At 59.2% G+C, this 16669-nt stretch carries 14 protein-coding genes; 7 read left to right on the top strand and 7 right to left on the bottom strand.

Annotated features, from left to right (window positions below; genetic code table 11):
- Positions 1-11 precede the first annotated feature (11 nt).
- Both FPK30_RS00500 and FPK30_RS00495 read left to right on the top strand, forming a co-directional pair.
- Positions 12-905 carry a 3-hydroxyacyl-CoA dehydrogenase gene (locus tag FPK30_RS00500; RefSeq protein ID WP_144084864.1) on the top strand — a complete coding sequence of 298 codons (894 nt, stop codon included), beginning with the start codon at positions 12-14 and terminating at the stop codon, positions 903-905.
- Positions 906-1433: 528 nt separating this feature from the next.
- Entirely contained in the window at positions 1434-3128 is a 1695-nt protein-coding gene (locus tag FPK30_RS00495) for an MFS transporter (protein ID WP_144084863.1), read from the top strand.
- Between the two features lie 211 nt (positions 3129-3339).
- Here the strand turns inward: FPK30_RS00495 and FPK30_RS00490 are convergent, their stop codons facing one another.
- Positions 3340-5298: a right-handed parallel beta-helix repeat-containing protein gene (locus tag FPK30_RS00490; protein ID WP_144084862.1), complete on the bottom strand. Its 1959-nt coding sequence runs from the start codon at positions 5296-5298 to the stop codon at positions 3340-3342.
- A 151-nt stretch (positions 5299-5449) separates the two neighbouring features.
- Here FPK30_RS00490 and FPK30_RS00485 point away from each other — a divergent pair, with 151 nt between their 5' ends.
- The 4 genes from FPK30_RS00485 (at position 5450) to FPK30_RS00470 (ending at position 9344) form a co-directional block, all read left to right on the top strand.
- Positions 5450-6763, top strand: coding sequence for an extracellular solute-binding protein (locus FPK30_RS00485; RefSeq protein ID WP_144084861.1), 1314 nt, complete (start codon positions 5450-5452; stop codon positions 6761-6763).
- A gap of 35 nt (positions 6764-6798) precedes the next feature.
- Complete coding sequence (locus FPK30_RS00480) at positions 6799-7704, top strand: carbohydrate ABC transporter permease (RefSeq protein ID WP_144084860.1); 906 nt, start codon at positions 6799-6801, stop codon at positions 7702-7704.
- Complete coding sequence (locus FPK30_RS00475; protein WP_144084859.1) at positions 7704-8534, top strand: carbohydrate ABC transporter permease; 831 nt, start codon at positions 7704-7706, stop codon at positions 8532-8534. Before FPK30_RS00480 ends, FPK30_RS00475 begins: the two co-directional genes overlap by 1 nt.
- Before the next feature lie 186 nt (positions 8535-8720).
- On the top strand, positions 8721-9344 hold the full coding sequence (locus FPK30_RS00470) for a TetR/AcrR family transcriptional regulator (RefSeq protein ID WP_144084858.1): 624 nt from the start codon (positions 8721-8723) through the stop codon (positions 9342-9344).
- Between the two features lie 42 nt (positions 9345-9386).
- Here FPK30_RS00470 and FPK30_RS00465 read toward each other — a convergent pair whose 3' ends face one another.
- Positions 9387-9788 carry a DUF4186 domain-containing protein gene (locus FPK30_RS00465; RefSeq protein WP_144084857.1) on the bottom strand — a complete coding sequence of 134 codons (402 nt, stop codon included), beginning with the start codon at positions 9786-9788 and terminating at the stop codon, positions 9387-9389.
- Positions 9789-9977: 189 nt separating this feature from the next.
- On the opposite strand from FPK30_RS00465, the gene FPK30_RS00460 reads away from it, so the two are divergent.
- Positions 9978-11267: a class I SAM-dependent methyltransferase gene (locus FPK30_RS00460; RefSeq protein WP_144084856.1), complete on the top strand. Its 1290-nt coding sequence runs from the start codon at positions 9978-9980 to the stop codon at positions 11265-11267.
- A 187-nt stretch (positions 11268-11454) separates the two neighbouring features.
- Here the strand turns inward: FPK30_RS00460 and FPK30_RS00455 are convergent, their stop codons facing one another.
- From FPK30_RS00455 to FPK30_RS00435, 5 genes are read right to left on the bottom strand one after another with little or no spacing between them, the layout of a single operon-like run.
- Positions 11455-12006, bottom strand: a complete 552-nt coding sequence (locus tag FPK30_RS00455; protein WP_144084855.1) for an FMN-binding protein — start codon at positions 12004-12006, stop codon at positions 11455-11457.
- 1 nt (position 12007) lies between these two features.
- The gene (locus FPK30_RS00450) at positions 12008-12835 is read right to left on the bottom strand and encodes an ABC transporter ATP-binding protein (protein WP_144085191.1); all 828 of its coding nucleotides are present in this window, start codon (positions 12833-12835) and stop codon (positions 12008-12010) included.
- Between the two features lie 44 nt (positions 12836-12879).
- On the bottom strand, positions 12880-14046 hold the full coding sequence (locus FPK30_RS00445; RefSeq protein ID WP_186279331.1) for an ABC transporter permease: 1167 nt from the start codon (positions 14044-14046) through the stop codon (positions 12880-12882).
- Positions 14047-14062: 16 nt separating this feature from the next.
- Positions 14063-15373 (bottom strand): ABC transporter permease, encoded by a 1311-nt coding sequence (locus FPK30_RS00440; protein ID WP_144084853.1) that lies wholly within the window; start codon positions 15371-15373, stop codon positions 14063-14065.
- 21 nt (positions 15374-15394) lie between these two features.
- A complete protein-coding gene (locus tag FPK30_RS00435; RefSeq protein WP_144084852.1) occupies positions 15395-16669 on the bottom strand; it encodes a DUF2318 domain-containing protein in 1275 nt (424 codons plus the stop codon).

Genomic DNA, 16669 nt, shown 5'->3' with positions numbered 1-16669 from the left:
AGAAGTTTCGCATGACAAATATAACGCAAGTTACCGTCGCTGGTGGTGGCGTGCTAGGAAGCCAGATTGCCTATCAGACGGCCTTTAAGGGGAAGAAAGTCACTGTATACGACATTAACGATGATGCAGTGGCAGCAGCAGAGAAACGTGTCAACGCTCTGCGGGATTCCTATAAGCGGGATATCCAGGCAACCGACGAACAATTCGATGCTGGTCTGAAGAACTTGACTTTCACCTCAGATCTCAACGCTGCCGTCGCCAATGCGGACCTGGTTATTGAAGCAATTCCTGAGAAGCCGTCGATCAAGCACGACTTCTATACCAGCCTGGCCAAGGTTGCTCCCGACAAGACAATCTTCGCCAGCAACTCCTCCACCTATGTGCCCAGCACCTTCGCAGGAGACACTGGTCGCCCTGAGAAATTCCTCAACCTCCACTTCGCCAACCAGATTTGGTTGATGAACACTGCGGAAATCATGGGCAGCAGCCAGACCGATCCCGCAGTATACGAGGAAATCGTAGAGTTTGCTAAAGAAATCGGCATGGTGCCTATTGAGCTGCACAAGGAACAACCAGGCTACGTGCTTAATTCACTCCTGATGCCTTTCATGGGTGCAGGCGGCATGCTTTGGGCCCACGACATAGCCGACCCAGAAACCATTGACAAGACCTGGATGATCGCCATGGGATCCCCCAAGGGACCCTTTGCCATCTTCGATATGGTCGGACTGCGCACTGCTTACAACATCATCAGCCAGCGCCAGGGCGACAACCCCCAAGCAAAGCCCTTGCTTGAGAAGCTCAAGGCCATGATCGACGAAGGTAAGCTGGGGCAAGAATCCGGACAAGGCTTCTACCACTATCCGAATCCCGAATTCCAGGATCCCAACTTCCTGAAGGCGTGATTCAACTGACTGATTGCCCAGATGCAACACAATCTGGCCCGATACAATAGGGCCAGATTAGATAGTTCTCATATATCTCATCTGTTGGGCTAAAACTCAGTAAGAATTCATCAAGGCCCGGCGGCTCCCGTTGAGTGGATCCGCCGGGCCACACTATTAGGCAAAACCACAATCTCGATCATGAGAGATGGCTCTTATTCTTACTACTGATTTTCTAAAATGTGTGCTCTGATCACCATTGATAGCAAGAGTCGCATGGTTCTTCCTTTAATTCATTTAATAACGCTGATGACTATTCAACGCCAAGGTAGGCGCTCAGATCAGCCTTGGCCAATCGAACAATCATGATAAACCACTATAGGGCGTTATCCTGGCACAGGCATGTCAGTCTACCCTCAAACTAACAGCAAATAACCTAAGTGTTATAATGGCTGTTTATGACATTTTTCAAAAGACACTTGATAGGAGACCACTGAGGCACACAAAGACACTCGATCCGCATAACGGCCCAGAGCCCGAGAAGGAATAATGGCACAAATCGACACAAGTTCAACTGACGGATACAGTACCGACGAGAAGCAGAAGCAAAAGCAGGACAAAAAGGCTAAAGCCATCGCTAAGCGCAAGGCCAAGAAGCGCAACCAGCGGCCGCACCGGGGCTGGAGCGAACGCCTGCATCTGACCGACATCAACGTGGTGGACAGATCCACCCTCAAGCGGGCCATCGCCGGCACCGTGGTCGGCAACTTCATGGAATGGTACGACGTGGGGGTCTACGGCTACCTGGCAGTGACGATCGGCCGTGTCTTCCTGTCCGACGCATCTGATGCCGTACAGCGACTCTTCTCCCTGGGCGTTTTCGCCGTCACCTTCATCGCACGGCCCTTGGGCGGCGTGGTCCTGGGCCAGCTGGGCGACAAGATCGGCCGCCAGCGCATTCTGGCCTTCACCCTGCTGAGCATGTCCGCGGCCACTCTGCTGATCGGCCTTCTGCCCAGCTATGCGGTCGTCGGTCCCCTGGCGCCCATTCTGCTCATCCTGCTCAAGCTGATCCAGGGCTTCTCCACAGGCGGCGAGTACGCGGGCGCCTCGACCATGGTCACCGAATACTCGCCGGACCGGCACCGCGGCTTCTTCGCCTCCCTGCTGGATGTGGGATCCTACCTGGGCTACGCCTTCGGAGCAGCCTTGGTCTCCCTGCTGGAGTTCTCCATCTCCCCGCAGGCCATGCTGGCCTGGGGCTGGCGCATCCCCTTCATCATTGCCCTGCCGCTGGCTGCCATCGCGGTCTACTTCCGAGCCAAGGTCCAGGACACCCCCGCCTTCCGTCAGGCCCAGGATGCCAGCGACGAGAAGACCAAGAGCCAGCACAAGAGCCTCTTGGATCTGATCCGGGGCTACTGGCGGGAGCTGCTCATGGCCTTCATCCTAGTGGCCGCAGCCAACACCCTGAGCTACACGCTGACCGCCTACATGCCCACCTACCTGTCGGGCACCCTGCACTACAACACGGCCCAGGCCAATCTGCTCTCCCTGCCGGTCCTGCTCATGGTGGCCTTCTGCATCCCCATCACCGGAGCCCTCTCCGACCGCTTTGGCCGCAAGAAGGTGCTGTTCATGGGGGCATTCACTGGACTCTGCCTGTCCCTGCCGGCCTTCCGACTGTTGGAGCATGAGACCACGGGCGCCGTCTTCGGCGGACTGGTTCTGCTGGCCATCCCGGTCATCTTCTTCGTGGCCAACCTGGCCTCCACCCTGCCGGCCCTCTTCCCCACTGCCTCCCGTTACGGCGGCATGGGACTGTCATACAACCTGGCCGTAGCGGTCTTCGGCGGGACCGCACCCGTCATCATGGAGGGGCTGGTGACCGCGACCGGCAAGTCCCTGGCGCCCGCCTACTGGATCATGTTCACCTCGACCTGCGGTCTGATCACCGTGCTCTTCCTGGCGGAGACCGCCCGGCGCCCCATGCCCGGCACCCTGCCCACCGTGCTCAACCGGCAGGAAGCACGTGACCTGGTGGCCACCCAGGACCGCAATCCCGACCTGGACGTGAAGACCATCATCAAGGATGCCGAGGAGAGCGGGGTCCGCAAGACGCCGAAAAAGCTGGCTGCCGAGACACGCAAACTTCTGGGCATCCCCCGCTCTGGAGACAAGAAAGCCCGTGAGGCAAAGCAACCGAAAGATGCTGAACCCTCAACGAAACCCGCGAAGTCATAGCACTCCGTGAATCTGACATGCTCCCTCAGCTGATGCGCCAAGGAAGGTGATCTCCTCCCAGTCAGCAAATCACCGCCAACATCCGGATCCGAGACCTTTGCCCCTTTCAGCCCATGACGACATCCCTCGGCATTCAAACGAAAAGAGTGGACGGAGTTCGTAGAAACTTCCGTCCATTCTTTCTGGCTTCAGGCCATCCGTGATTCAACTCCTACATAAGCCGCACATGATTCTTCCCTGGTGTTAGCTCCTCAAGAGGGCCGGGCACCGGGGCATCCCCACGAGCGATGCCAGTCAGGTCCCTATCTATGGCAATCGGGCTGCCATCCGGGGCCTCATACCGTTCTTCGGACATGCGCGGCGCTCCCAGCATGGCGGTGTCAACAATGCAGCAGCCCATGTGGAACATGGCCTCAGGCAATTCCCCATCCAGCCAAACAGATCCGTCACGGTCTGTTGCGACTTTGAATCTCGGATTATCCGAAACCTTGCAGGCATCGATGTCCTGAGAGCATGACTGTGCGCCATTGAGATAGACGTTGCGGTCAATATAGGCAGGCTGCTTCACTCGTTCGAAAAGCTCAAGGTCCCCCGGACCATGAGCATGAACCAGGTCCCGGTACTCGTCCATGCTGCCTGGGCACCCCTCATAGGTCTCTGTCCCCCTGGTAGTCACCCCAGGCAGATAAGCTTCTCCTCCCACAAATATGTTCTGATAGATCCGGTCGTCGCCTCCATAGACGCAGGCCGTGCCAGCGACAGTGGTCGAATGCGGCAAATGGTAGGGAGTGAACCGGTCGAGGACATCGCGGCGCTGGGCGGACCCGCAGAACAGGTTGTGCACAAAAGCGGTGCCCTGTGCCACATTGTCCAAGTTGTATGCCGAGGCGAACACATTGTTGTCGACCAGGCAGGGGCCGTGAGTGACTTCAATCATAAAATCACGGATATTGTCATTGAAAACATTCGAACTCACCCGCGTCCCCTGGGCCTCCCAATCCAGCCAGATTCCCAATGTGGAGTCATGGATGTGATTATGCCTGATAATCACATCGATTGCGGTATGCAGTTTGATGCCGGCTATCTCATGGCCGAAGAACTCATGTTTATTGCCAATATCATGGATGTCATTGTCCTCAATCACCGAACGGATGCAACCCAGATGCCCGACGACTCCATTCTGGCCACAGTCGTGGATATGGTTATTGCGCACGAGATGCGAACCGACGGTCTCCATATCCCACCCGGCATGGCGAGCGCGGAAAACCGTTTCCAATTGCGTCTGATACCCAGGCTTGTACCCCCACCGGGTGGATTCGCTGTCACCCGTGGACCAGTCCTTGCCCAGCGAAACTGCGCTGCACCTGGCGTCATGCAGATCATTTCCCTCAATGACCCATCCCTTTGACCAGTGGGTGCCGATCAGACCCTGCTGGTCACCCGTGGGGGGAGCCCATTGGCAGGCAGCCTGGGCCATCTCGAACCCGGTTACTGTTATGTAGTTGATGCCGGTACGCAATGGGTAGAAGCAGGTCGGGCGCACATTGATCTCCACCAGACTGGCGTTCGGATCATACCCTTGGAAATTCGCCCAAATGCAGGTTGTCCGATCCCCGACCTGTGCATACCACTGATAGACCGTATCCTCTGGATGAGCCACCGGCTCCTCCTCCTTGACCCAGTCGGGTCCGAAACCGGTCTTGCGCATCTGGGGATTGCGCACCGACTCCACGTCCGGAGCCTGGTACATCGACTTCCCATTGATATAGACCTCGCCGAGAGTCATATTCCATGTACTCGGCCGTTCCAGCCAATCACCTTTCAGAGGGGTTGCAAAGGGGTTGAAGCTTCCGAACAAGCTGTTGTCGATTTCGGCCGTCCACACTGAATTCCCACGATCCTGCCAGCAGTTGACGCGCTCTGAACCCTTGATCACCGGATGCTCGCCGGGAGCGGCAGTATAGGTGATCCGGTCATACCGGTCCTTGCCGCCGTTGATTGGATTCACGCTCTCCCTGTATGTGCCAGCATGCACCATGACCACATCGCCGGCCAAGGCCACATCGGCTGCCTGCTGAATGCTGCGAAAAGGCCTTTCCACGCTGCCATCGCCGCAGTCATCAGAGCCTTCCTTCACGTGCAGAACCCGGCTTCCAGTGTCTGGTCTCATTATTTCCTCCTTGAAGAGACGGGAATTAAATCAATGAACTAATTTGCACTTAGTAATTACTAAGTATATAGTAATCATCGACTCCCGACGACGGAAGCCCTCGGGATTCAGATAAAACGAAGAGAAGATAGGACTCAAAGAGGAGACTGACATGAAACAATCGGGCAAACTCATTGCAGCCATAGCATCCACGGCCATGCTACTAGGAGCCTCCGCCTGCGGTTCCCAGCCTGGAAACTCGTCAGGCAGCAAAGCGGAAGGCGCCAATTTGACAACCTGGGCCATAACGGATGCACCCTGGCACCCCATGAAGGACGCCTTCAAGGAATGGAACAAGGACCACAAGGATGCCCAGATCAGTGAGGAAAGCTTCGCCAATGACGCATACAAGGAGAAAATCCGCACTGCAGTCGGTTCAGGCAACGCCCCTACTTTCTTCCCCAGTTGGGGAGGGTCGCCGCTAACCGACTACGCCAAGAGCAAGGCAATCACCGACCTGACCCCAGAGCTCAAGACCGATATTCAGAGCAAGGTGCTTGACTCGGTTTCGGCGGAGGCCTTCAGAGACGGCAAGCTCTATGCCGTACCCACCGGACCGGTTCAGCCTGTTCTGATTTTCTACAACAAGAAAGTGCTCAAGGAGGCGGGCATCGACTCGGCCCCACAGACCTGGGACGAACTGGTCGCCGATGTTTCAGCACTGAAAGCCGCCGGCAAGACCCCCATCTCCCTGGCGGGTGGCAGCAAGTGGCCATACTTAATGTGGGCCGCATACCTTGTTGACCGCATCGGAGGCCCTGAAGTCTTCAACAATGTGCTCAAGGGCAAGAAAGACGCCTGGAGCGATCCTGCGGTGACCAAGGCCATGGGGATGATTCAGGAGCTGGTCAAGGCAGGCGCCTTCGGCGATTCCTACCAGTCCCTGACCGCCGATGACAGGAAAGACACTGCACTCATTACCACTGGGCAGGCGGGCTTTGAACTCATGGGGTCCTGGGTGTATACGGACCTGATCAGCATCAGCAAGGACTTCACCGCCAAGGATCTGGGCTATGTTCCTTTCCCGACCGTCAAGGACGGCAGGGGCGACCCCAATGACCTGACAGGAAATCTGTCAAACTACTGGCAGCTTTCGTCAAAGGCTAGCAAGGAGCAGAAGAAGACCTTCGTAGACTTCGTCAAGGCCAAGAACTATTCCGACACCATGGTCGATGCCATGCTCAAGCAGGGGCAAATCCCCCCAGTGAAGAACATTGATTCCAAGGTCAAAGCCACGGACGATGGTTCAGGCTACTACCTCTGGCTGTACCAGGCCGCAAAAAAGGCGCCAAACTATCAGCTCTCCTGGGATGTTGCGCTTCCCTCTGAACAGAGCCAGGCCATACTGAACAACCTGGAGCAGGTGTTCCTGAACACCATGTCTCCTGATCAGTTCGTATCGGCGATGAACAAAACGATCAAATAGCTCCCAAGGTACAAACAAGCTATGAGAGGAGCGCTATGAGGAAAACACATCAAAGGGGCACGGAGAAGACCCTGCACAAGGGACCGTCATTATGGTACGCCTTGCCGGCCCTGCTGCTGTTCGGTCTATTTGCGGCAATTCCCCTGGTAGGTGTAGTCATCCTGTCCCTGACCAACTGGGACGGACTGGGAGCGGTTACATGGAATGGCATCGGCAACTGGATCAGAATGCTCCATGACCCGCTGGTGCTCAACGGTCTGAAGCTCACTGTGATACTCACCGTTGTCAGCTGGCTGGTGCAAACCCCCATCTGCATCCTTTTGGGGGTCTTCATGGCAGGAAAGCAGCGGTACAGGGCCTTCCTGTCAGTATTCTACTTCATTCCGCTCCTCTTCTCGTCCACTGCGGTCGCCATAGCCTTCAAGAACCTTCTGGATCCGCAATTCGGCCTTGGGAAGGCTTTGGGGTGGAAGTGGCTCGCACACAACTGGCTGGGCGATCCCAACACCGCCCTCTGGACCCTGATCGTTGTGGTTTCCTGGTGCTTCATACCATTGCATTCGCTGCTCTATCAGGGTGCAGTACGGCAGATACCCCAAAGCCTGTATGAGGCAGCCATGCTGGACGGAGCAGGGACTGTACGCCAGTTCTTCTCCATCACCCTGCCGCAGATCAAATATACCTTTGCCACCGATTCGACCCTGATGATTGTGGGATCGCTGACCTATTTCGATCTGGTCTATGTCATGACCGCAGGCGGGCCGGGAAATGCCACCCGCATTCTTCCCCTGGACATGTATCTCAAAGGTTTCAAGAGCTATGACATGGGCGGGGCGAGCGTCGTGGGGGTCGTCATCCTCGTCATGGGCATTGCCATATCGCTCCTGCTCAACAAGCTATCGGGTTCCGACAAGATGGAAAGCCAGATGGAGGGAGTCTGATGATCAGGATCAAAGGAAAGCAAATCAACATCGTCGGAGGACTCTTGGGCTGGGTCTGGCTGGCCGTCGTGGTAGTGCCCGTATACTACATTCTGGTAACGTCAGTCCGGAATCAGAACGATATGTTCTCCCAAAACCTGCTTTCGTTGCCAAGCCATATCACTTTTGGCGCATATCGGAAAGTCTTCCAGAATCACTTCCTCAGGTACATCTGGAATTCGGTCTTCGTCACGGTCGTCACCGTAGCCATAATTCTGCTGGTCACCTTCATGGTGGCTTACATGATCGTGCGCAGAAACGACAAGTGGTCCCGCCGAGTCTACAAGTTCATCATCACCGGCCTGGCCATTCCCATGCAGGCCGTGATCATCCCAGTGTATTACCTCATTATCCGCATTGGCCTCTATGACACTTTGTGGGCCTTGATCCTGCCGTCAGCAGCCTTTGCGATTCCCATCTCGGTAATGATATTGACCAACTTTCTGAGAGATATACCCCAGTCTCTTTTCGAAGCCATGTCAGTGGACGGGGCCAGCGAGTTCATGACCATGACGAAGCTTGCCATTCCTATGGTCAGGCCCGCAATTGTCACAGTAGCTATCTATGACGGCCTGAATGTCTGGAATGGTTTTCTCTTCCCGTTGATTCTGACCCAGTCTGCAGATAACCGCGTGATACCCCTGTCGCTCTGGCTTTTCCAGGGGCAGTTCACTGTAGATACACCTGGAATACTCGCAGCAGTGGTTCTTTCGGTGCTGCCGATCCTGACGGCCTACATCTTCGGCCGCAAACAGATGGTCGCAGGCTTGACAGCCGGGTTCAGCAAATAATCCTCAAGGCAGCCCAGTGGAAAGAACAGATCGGGGCCAAGCGGAACGGTTTTCCGCTTGGCCCCGATCTGTCCAGACGATGCATTGCCGGTTGACGAATTATCCTGATATAAGTGGTTGCATCAAGTACATTGAATACAGATACAATGCTGTTGGTATACGTCGACTTTCTCAGGGGGATGACCAATGAATAGGCGAAAGCGTTCTACTTCGTCACCGCGAATGTCGGCCGACCAACGCAGGACAAGTATCCTGAAGTCAACCATCGCTTGTATTTCCAAGTTCGGCTTCTGGGGGTTCACCATACGTGACGTGGCGGAAGCTGAGGGAATGACTGAGGCAGGACTTCTGTACTACTTCAAATCCAAAGAGGAACTGCTCGTCAAAACCCTGGAATATGCCGATATCATCAACGCCGAGGCCATCGCCAAGCGCCTTGGAATCAGCGAGGAAACCGATATTTCAGATGGGCTGTGCTACCACGGTAATTTCAGCCTCAAGACCCTGACCACTGCGACTGTGGAGGTGAACGTCTCCCGACCGCAATTGGTCAGTCTCTATATCGTCCTTCAAGGCGAATCCCTGGAAGACAAGCATCCCGCCCACCAGTTCTTCCTCGATCGCGAGCAGAAGGTTCTTCACGATTATGCCTACGTTGCCAAGAGGGACAGGCTTGAGAACCCCGATCGAATAGCCCTGCAAACGCTCAGTGCCATGGATGGGCTCCAGCTGCGGTGGCTGACAGGCGGTAAAACCATGGATTTTGTTGATGAATGGAAACGCTTCATCAACATCATCATTCCCGACTGATCCATAGCCACGATTAGTGACAGAAGCGCCGCAACATCAGTATCAAGCCGGATGATTCACCAAATCGCGCTCGATCCAGGCCATGACCAGCTTGGCCAGGGCATCCACCTCAGCATCGGTCAGAGCCCGGCTGCGCGGGATGCGGTGCCAGCGCTCGATGCACCCCCGGCAGCAGGTGGCCGTGGCATGCTGGGCCGTGAAGACCGGATGTCCGCGGTAGGGGGTCTGCTTGCCGTCCTTCAAAGGGTGGGCAGGCCCCACACGCTTGGCCAGCATCTCGTGGGCGTGGCGGTCGATGGTATCCCTGCCCTTGGCGCGGGCGTAGGCGCGGTCCTTGGCCGAAAGGGAGAAACCGGACCGGAAGCGCGAATGCCCCAATCTGGCAAGCGTGTGCTGAATCCAGGCCTCATCTGCCCCGGCCGACGCTGATCCGCTGCTGGTCATTTCCCGCTCGCCTCCATGTTCTGCCTTACCAAAGAGTCTGTACCCAGGCAAGGTTTCCCATGCGGAATAATTCACTGAACATGACACTGATAGGGACCAGTGTCAGGGGTAGGGTGAAGACAGTACTTGTATCCACTAACTACCAGACCCGCCATGTTCGGTCATGTCCGGGTCACACAAGGGGGCTTCATGGCCAAAAGCAAGATGACTGTAGCCGAGATGATCGGGCTCTTCCTCACCCCTGACGCGCCTGTGCAGGTGACCGCCTTCGATGGGTCGGTCTTCGGGCAGGACCAAGCGCCGCTGCATCTGGAAGTCAAGAATTCCCGTGCCATGTACTACATCACGGAAAATCCCAACGACCTGGGTCTGGCCCGCGCCTACCTGCAGGGCGATCTGGATTCCCCCGAGCTGCTGCCAGGCAACCCCTACCAGGTCCTCAAGGAACTGATGGGCCTCAAGCACTTCGTCAAGCACCCCAGCAAGATGGAGCTGGCCCGGGCAGCTGCGGCCGTCTTCTCACACGGGGTGCGCGTACCCGAGCCACCGGCCATCGAGGGGCCCTCCCTGGCCAAGCGACTGACTGAGGGCATCCGTCCCCACACCCGCCGGGGCGACGCAGCCACCGTCAGCTACCACTACGACCAGTCCAATGACTTCTACCGGCTCTTCCTGGGCTCCTCCATGACCTACACCTGCGCCGTCTTCGAGAAGGCGGACGACAGCCTGGAAGACGCTCAGTGGCACAAGCTCAACATGGTCCTGGACAAGATGCACTTGAACGAGGGCGACCGTCTGCTGGACGTGGGCTGCGGCTGGGGCTCCATGGAGATCGCGGCCGCCCGCCGCGGCATTCACGTCATCGGCGTGACTCTGGCTGAGGAGCAGGTCGAGTGGGCCCAGAACTGGATCCGCCAGGAGGGCCTGCAGGATCTGGCCGAGGTCAGGCTGATGGATTACCGCGACGTGCCCGAGTCCGGCTTCGATGGCATCTGCTCCATCGGCATGATGGAGCATGTGGGCTACAAGCAGTACCCCTCCTACTTCAAGGAGATGATGGACAAGCTGCGTCCGGGCGGCATCCTGCTCAACCACCAGATCACCCGCACCAACTCCCACGACCACAAGCGGGCCGGGGGCTTCATCGACCGCTACATCTTCCCCGACGGCGAGCTGGCCAGCCCGGCCGAGATCGAACTGGCCATCCAGGACACCGGCTTCGAGGTCATCACCCAGGAGAACCTGCGTCAGCACTATGCGCTGACCCTCAAGCACTGGACCGAGAACCTCCAGGAGCATTGGGGCCAGGCCAAGCCCATGGTGGGCGAGCCCAAGGCGCGGCTCTGGGGCCTATACATGGCCGGGGCGCGGCTCAACTTCGAGCTGGACAACATTCAGATACACCAGTTCCAGTGCATCAAGCCCGATCCTGAGACCGGCACGGACACCTATCCGCTGCGCCCCTGGTGGGATCGCTAGTTGGCCTGACGCGACCGTTAACTGTATAGGTCTGAAAGGGGCGAGGAATCGAATCCTTGCCCCTTTTGTTTTCTGCTACCCGTACAACCCCCACCCCCACAGCATGCCATCACGTAGCCTGATGGCACCTTGGCGTTCCGAGGCATCGAGCACCTAGCATTGGCTACCAGAACACTCAGCCCGGTTCTCAGGACGATCTTTCCGCCGAAGCCTCCAGCCGGGCCAGATCCAAGGCCTTGTTGAAGGCGTCCGAGGTCCAGCTGGCCCCGGCCACCTTCTCCACCTTGAGGTCCTTGAGCGGGCGCCCTTGGATCACACCAGGCACAGCCCGGGCGAAGCGTTCCATGTGACCGCGCGAGATGGGCGAATCCGAATGCCCCTGGACCTGGACCCGGCTCACCTGGCCTCCCGACAGGTCCAGATCCACATCAATGGTGTCAGCCCCGTCATGTCCGTACTTGCCCGTCAGAGCGTACGTGCCGTCGTGATAGTTGCCCGTGTCAGCCGGAGCGGCCGGCAGTCCATCGCGGGAGACGGCCGTAGGCTTGCCCTCGCCCGCACTGCCGGATCCTTCCGTTGACTCTGGAGCAGAGCTGGACTCCGCACCTGACCCCGCGAACTCGTCGTCCATGGGCTTGGCCTGCTGGCTTCCGCAGCCGCCCAGGAGAGAGCCGACCGCCACCAGGATCGCCAGGGTTGCCGAGGCCGTGACCAGTCCCCGAGACCTGCTTGTAGCCATTTCAACGCCCTCCTTCTGCATCAGCAGCCGATCCCGGCAGGGAGCCGCCGGTCTTGGCCGTCTTGGTGGGGTCATGGAAGCCCACCGGAATATCCTGGTCCCCTGGATCGCCAGGGGCACCACTGAATGCCGGACGACCTCCGGCTGCCAGGTAGGCCCGCTTGGCCTCCTCATCGTTCCACTGCTCGCCGGCCAGCACCCCGTGGTTGAGCATGATTTCCCGCTGGGCGCACGAGGCCACCAGGGCATCGTGGGTGACCACGATCAGGGAGGTCCCCTGATCATGCAATTGCCGGAAAAGGTCCAGCACGATCCGCTCATTGGCCTCGTCCAGGTTGCCAGTGGGCTCGTCAGCCAGGATCAGCTTGGGCTCGTTGATCAGCGCCCTAGCCACGCAGACCCGCTGCTGCTCGCCGCCCGAAAGCTGGCTGGGCAGATGGCGGGCCCGATCCGCCAGACCAACCCGGTCCAAGGCCTTCATGGCCTGGTCCTCGTCCACCACTGAGTGGTAGTACTGGGCCACCATGACGTTCTCCAGGGCGGTCAGATGCGGGACCAGGTAGAACTTCTGGAAGACCAGCCCGATCACGTTCTTGCGCACATCGGCCAGCTGGGACTGGCTCAAATCCTCCAGCGGCCGCCCCTGCAGACGGACCGAGCCCCGGCTGGGGGTGTCCATGCAGCCCAGAATATTCATCAGTGTGGTCTTGCCTGAGCCGGAGGACCCCACCACGGCCAGCCACTGGCCCTGCGGGACGCTCAGGTTGAGATCGTCCAGAGCGTGCAGATCGCCGTAGATCTTGGATACATGGTCCAGGTCCAGCAGCATGCCGCCGCCCGACGGGGACTCGTTCGCCTTTGCCTGCGTCATTGTCATTCCTCCCTCAAAACCAGGGCCGGGTCGATACGCGAAGCCCGGAGCACCGGCCGGATGGATGCGATCATGGATATGGCCACGCTCAGCAGGACCGTGCCCAGGGCCAGCCACCAGTTGAAGCCCAGCGGCCGCTGGAAAACGGACAGGCAGAGCAGCCGGGCGAAGCCATAACCCAAGGCGGTGCCGATCAGACCTCCAGCCAATCCGTAACAGGCCGACTCCGCCAGGAACTCCATAGCTATCCCCCGCGAGGATGCACCCAAGGCCTTACGCAGGCCGATCTCGCTGCGCCGCTGGGAGACAATGGAGGCCATGGTGGTCCCCACGCCCACAAAGGTCAGGACCAGCACCACCACCGAAACCAGCCAGAAGAGCGACTGGAGCATGGCGATGGTATGGCTGTCGCCCGCTGTGATCCTGGTGACCGGTCGGGCCTTGACCCCCATGGAGGTCATGTCGTTGATGCTGGCAGCGATGGTCTTCAGCCCCGAAGTCATGGTGTTGACCGAGTATTCGATGACATCGGTGCCCCGCTTGGCCCCGGTCAGGAGCTCCAGATCGGCCAGGTCGGCGTAGATGATCCGGTCTTCGGGGCCGCCGGTATCGACGATGCCTCCCACACGAAAGTCTCGCCCCTGACCTCCGGTCTTGCCGGTGCTGGTGGCCTGGCTGGCCGGGTAGCCGATGGTCATCTGCTTGCCGGTGGTCAGCCCCAGGGAATCTGCCAGATCCCGCCCCACCATGACTGAACCGGGCTGCGGCCAAGATCCCTCCACACTCCAGTGACGGTTGAGCTGACGCACCTGGTCGGGGTGGATGCCGGCCATCTCGCGGGCCCCGGCATTGACCTGCACCGTCTCATATCGATAAGTGGCATACCGGGCCGGGGCCTTGGCGGTCACCATATGAGTAGTGTGATCCACCATGCCCTGCTCGATGCCGGAGCCGGACCTATTGCCCCCCTGGATGGGCGAGACGACCAGGTTGGCTCCGTAGGAGCGCATCTCCTGGTTGATCTGCCTGGGGGCCTCGATGCAGACCGCCGCCAGGCAGAAGAGGGTGGCCGCACCCACCAGGGAGGCCACCACGGCCATCAGGGCCCGGCCCCTACGACGGAAGACGGCCCCGAAGAGCATGGTCAGGAACATGCGGGTGTTGGTCATATGGCTTGTATGGCGATCAGCGGCCATGAAGTACCTCCGCCGGCCGAAGCCGCAGAATCGATCTGATGGACGAAATAGACGCCAGCAGCACGGTCAGGGCCAGCAGCACGAAGACCAGCACGAAGACCATGGGCCTCATGGTGATGCCCGAGCCGAAGACCACTCTGCCCACAATCTGTGCCACTCCGGAGCCCAGCAGGGCGCCGACCAGAGCCCCAGCCAAGGCGATCAGCGCCGTCTCGGCCAGCACCAGTCGGGACACGGCCCCGTCAGTGGCGCCCAAGGCCTTGAGCAGGGCAAACTCCGAGGACCTCTCGGATATGGAGGATGCCATCAGATTGGCCACGGCGATGGCTGCCGCCAGCAGGCTGAGCACAGTCATCAGGATCATGACCGCCTGGGTCTTTTGCAGAACATCGCCCTGCAGGGCTGCCACCTGTCTGACCTGCTTGGCCATGGACCCGGGGATGGCCTCCTCGATCTGGTAGGCAATAGAGGAGGGGTACGCCGTGCAGTACCAGGTCTCCCACTCGTCCTGGGAGAGGGCAGCTGGGTTTCGTGCGGCCTTGCGGGCCAGGTCGTTCTCGGGCGTGGTCAGGGCCTTGACCTCCACCTGGTCGATCTGATCGGTCAGGCCGGACATCTCCTGCAACGGCTTGGTAGGCAGATAGAGGGAGGAAGCATCCGAATCACCAGAGTCGAAGATGCCCACAACGGTGACGGTCCGCTGCTGATTACCCAGGCCGACCTTGACCTGGTCGCCAACCTGACGGCCACCCAGTCGTGCAGCCAGCTCCTTGCCCATCATGGCCTCAGACTTGCCGCCGGATACGGCCCCATCCTTGGGCCAACGTCCTTGAACCTTCCACCAGGGCCGAAGGCCTTTCAGACCTGCAGTGCTGCTCTCGCCGCTGTCGACCTTGACGCTCCGACCGAACCAGGTGCCCACCAGGGGGGCGCCGACCTGGTCCACGGTGCCACGAAGGTCCAGGCGCGGAGCAAAGTCGGTGATGTTGTAGGCCCAGAAGATGGTCTTGATCTTGGGCACCTGGGATTCCTTGAGAAAGGCGGTCGGCATTGACTCGTCGCCTGAGGGACCGCCCTCCTGGTCGCCGTAGAGGTCGGAGACCACAGCATCCGCCTTGGCCTGGACCGTGATGTTGGATCCGTAGGTGGACAGTTCCGCGTTGAGCTTGTCGCCCACGTCGAAGACCACCCCCAGCATGGCCGTGGCCACGCAGGCCGACAGGCAGACCGTGACGGCGATGAGCATTCTTCGCCCGAACTGGCGGCTGAATGACCGCAGCATCATTCGCATGAAGAACATAACAACCGCTCCTTCCTTCTCTCAGCTCTTGAAGTGCGAGGACAGGGCATCCAGATCGGCGGTGCTGATCAGTATGGCCCCTCGGCCTGTCTTGTAAGGCAAGGGAACGGGATTGCAGCCGCCCTTGAACCCGATGGTGGCCAGGTTGATGGCTACGTCGCACTTCTTGCAGATAATCTTGCCGTCTTTTTCGTAGTAGCCCGCATCCCCGCAGTTATCGCAGGCATCCAGCCCTACCCCGTAGGCTGCGCCATTCTTGCGGATGATGATGAAGCGCATCTCGGTGCCGTCCTTGGCCCGGTAGCTGAATCGATGCAGGTGGCCATCCTCCACCTGGGAGAAACGGATGGTAGCCGTATCGGAGGTCAAGGAATACTTCTCCGGAGGCGAGAGCACAGGCACCTGGTGGGCCTTGGCGGTACCCACCGTCAGGGCCAGGGTGACGCCGATCATGGCCACCAGGCTCCAGACCGCCGATGCCAGGGCCCGTCGGCGGAAGGCCCGGTGGCTGCGGTCGTCGGCTGTGGAGGCTCCGGTCACCGGCATGCGCCAGCCTGCAACCAAGCAAGCCAGGACAGGAATGATGAAGACCAGGACCTGGGCAAGAACCAGGATCAGGTCGGCGTTGTATCCCAGGGCCATGATCCGGAAGGCCCAGCCGTGCAGAAGAACCAGGCCGGTCGTCTGCATCAGGGCCACCAAGGCTACGCCGTGCCGGACCAGCAGCAGGACCACCATGAGCAGGGCGGCCAGACGGAAGGCTATCCGGGGGCAGGAGGTATGCATGGTCCTCAGAATGGCAGCCACCGTCACAGCGGCAGCCAGACCCAGGAGGAAGCCCAGGGCCCGCAGGAGCATGGCCGAGGTCAGCACCGGCTCCCCCGGCTCCACAAAGGCCGTAAGCTGCAGGATGACATCAGGCAGGGCTCGGAAGGCGGTCAGGGCTATGGCCAGGGCTGCCAGAGCGTTGGCCAGATCCATGGCCCAGGGGCGGCGATGCCAGTCTGAAACCAGCCGGTCGGCGGCCAGCACCACCGCGATGGCCGCCAGATCGGCCAGAACGCAAGCCACCAGGGTCGGATAGTTGACCATGGTCCGGCGGTTGATGATCACGGTGGCGCGCAGGAGGGCAAAGACCAACGCCCCCAGCACGCCGACCCCCAGGCCAATCAGTCGCCAGGAGGAGGAGCGGGGCCGATCGCGGCCCTCGCCAACCCCCAGAAGCACGCTGAAAACCATGACCAGGAGGGCCGGGGCCAGCGTCCCCGGCAAGACCGTGACAAATTGTTCAAGCAT

It is taken from the genome of Bifidobacterium apousia (assembly GCF_007559275.1).
GTDB classification, from domain to species: domain Bacteria; phylum Actinomycetota; class Actinomycetes; order Actinomycetales; family Bifidobacteriaceae; genus Bombiscardovia; species Bombiscardovia apousia.
This window is presented reverse-complemented; position numbering and strand designations above follow the sequence as displayed.

Bases quoted from the DNA above. Each gene is read 5' to 3' on its own strand.
- FPK30_RS00500 (WP_144084864.1), top strand. From the start codon at position 12: ATGACAAATATAACGCAAGTTACCGTCGCTGGTGGTGGCGTGCTAGGA.
- FPK30_RS00495 (WP_144084863.1), top strand. From the start codon at position 1,434: ATGGCACAAATCGACACAAGTTCAACTGACGGATACAGTACCGACGAG.
- FPK30_RS00490 (WP_144084862.1), bottom strand. From the start codon at position 5,298: ATGAGACCAGACACTGGAAGCCGGGTTCTGCACGTGAAGGAAGGCTCT.
- FPK30_RS00485 (WP_144084861.1), top strand. From the start codon at position 5,450: ATGAAACAATCGGGCAAACTCATTGCAGCCATAGCATCCACGGCCATG.
- FPK30_RS00480 (WP_144084860.1), top strand. From the start codon at position 6,799: ATGAGGAAAACACATCAAAGGGGCACGGAGAAGACCCTGCACAAGGGA.
- FPK30_RS00475 (WP_144084859.1), top strand. From the start codon at position 7,704: ATGATCAGGATCAAAGGAAAGCAAATCAACATCGTCGGAGGACTCTTG.
- FPK30_RS00470 (WP_144084858.1), top strand. From the start codon at position 8,721: ATGAATAGGCGAAAGCGTTCTACTTCGTCACCGCGAATGTCGGCCGAC.
- FPK30_RS00465 (WP_144084857.1), bottom strand. From the start codon at position 9,788: ATGACCAGCAGCGGATCAGCGTCGGCCGGGGCAGATGAGGCCTGGATT.
- FPK30_RS00460 (WP_144084856.1), top strand. From the start codon at position 9,978: ATGGCCAAAAGCAAGATGACTGTAGCCGAGATGATCGGGCTCTTCCTC.
- FPK30_RS00455 (WP_144084855.1), bottom strand. From the start codon at position 12,006: ATGGCTACAAGCAGGTCTCGGGGACTGGTCACGGCCTCGGCAACCCTG.
- FPK30_RS00450 (WP_144085191.1), bottom strand. From the start codon at position 12,835: ATGCTGCTGGACCTGGACCATGTATCCAAGATCTACGGCGATCTGCAC.
- FPK30_RS00445 (WP_186279331.1), bottom strand. From the start codon at position 14,046: ATGACCAACACCCGCATGTTCCTGACCATGCTCTTCGGGGCCGTCTTC.
- FPK30_RS00440 (WP_144084853.1), bottom strand. From the start codon at position 15,373: ATGTTCTTCATGCGAATGATGCTGCGGTCATTCAGCCGCCAGTTCGGG.
- FPK30_RS00435 (WP_144084852.1), bottom strand. From the start codon at position 16,669: ATGCTTGAACAATTTGTCACGGTCTTGCCGGGGACGCTGGCCCCGGCC.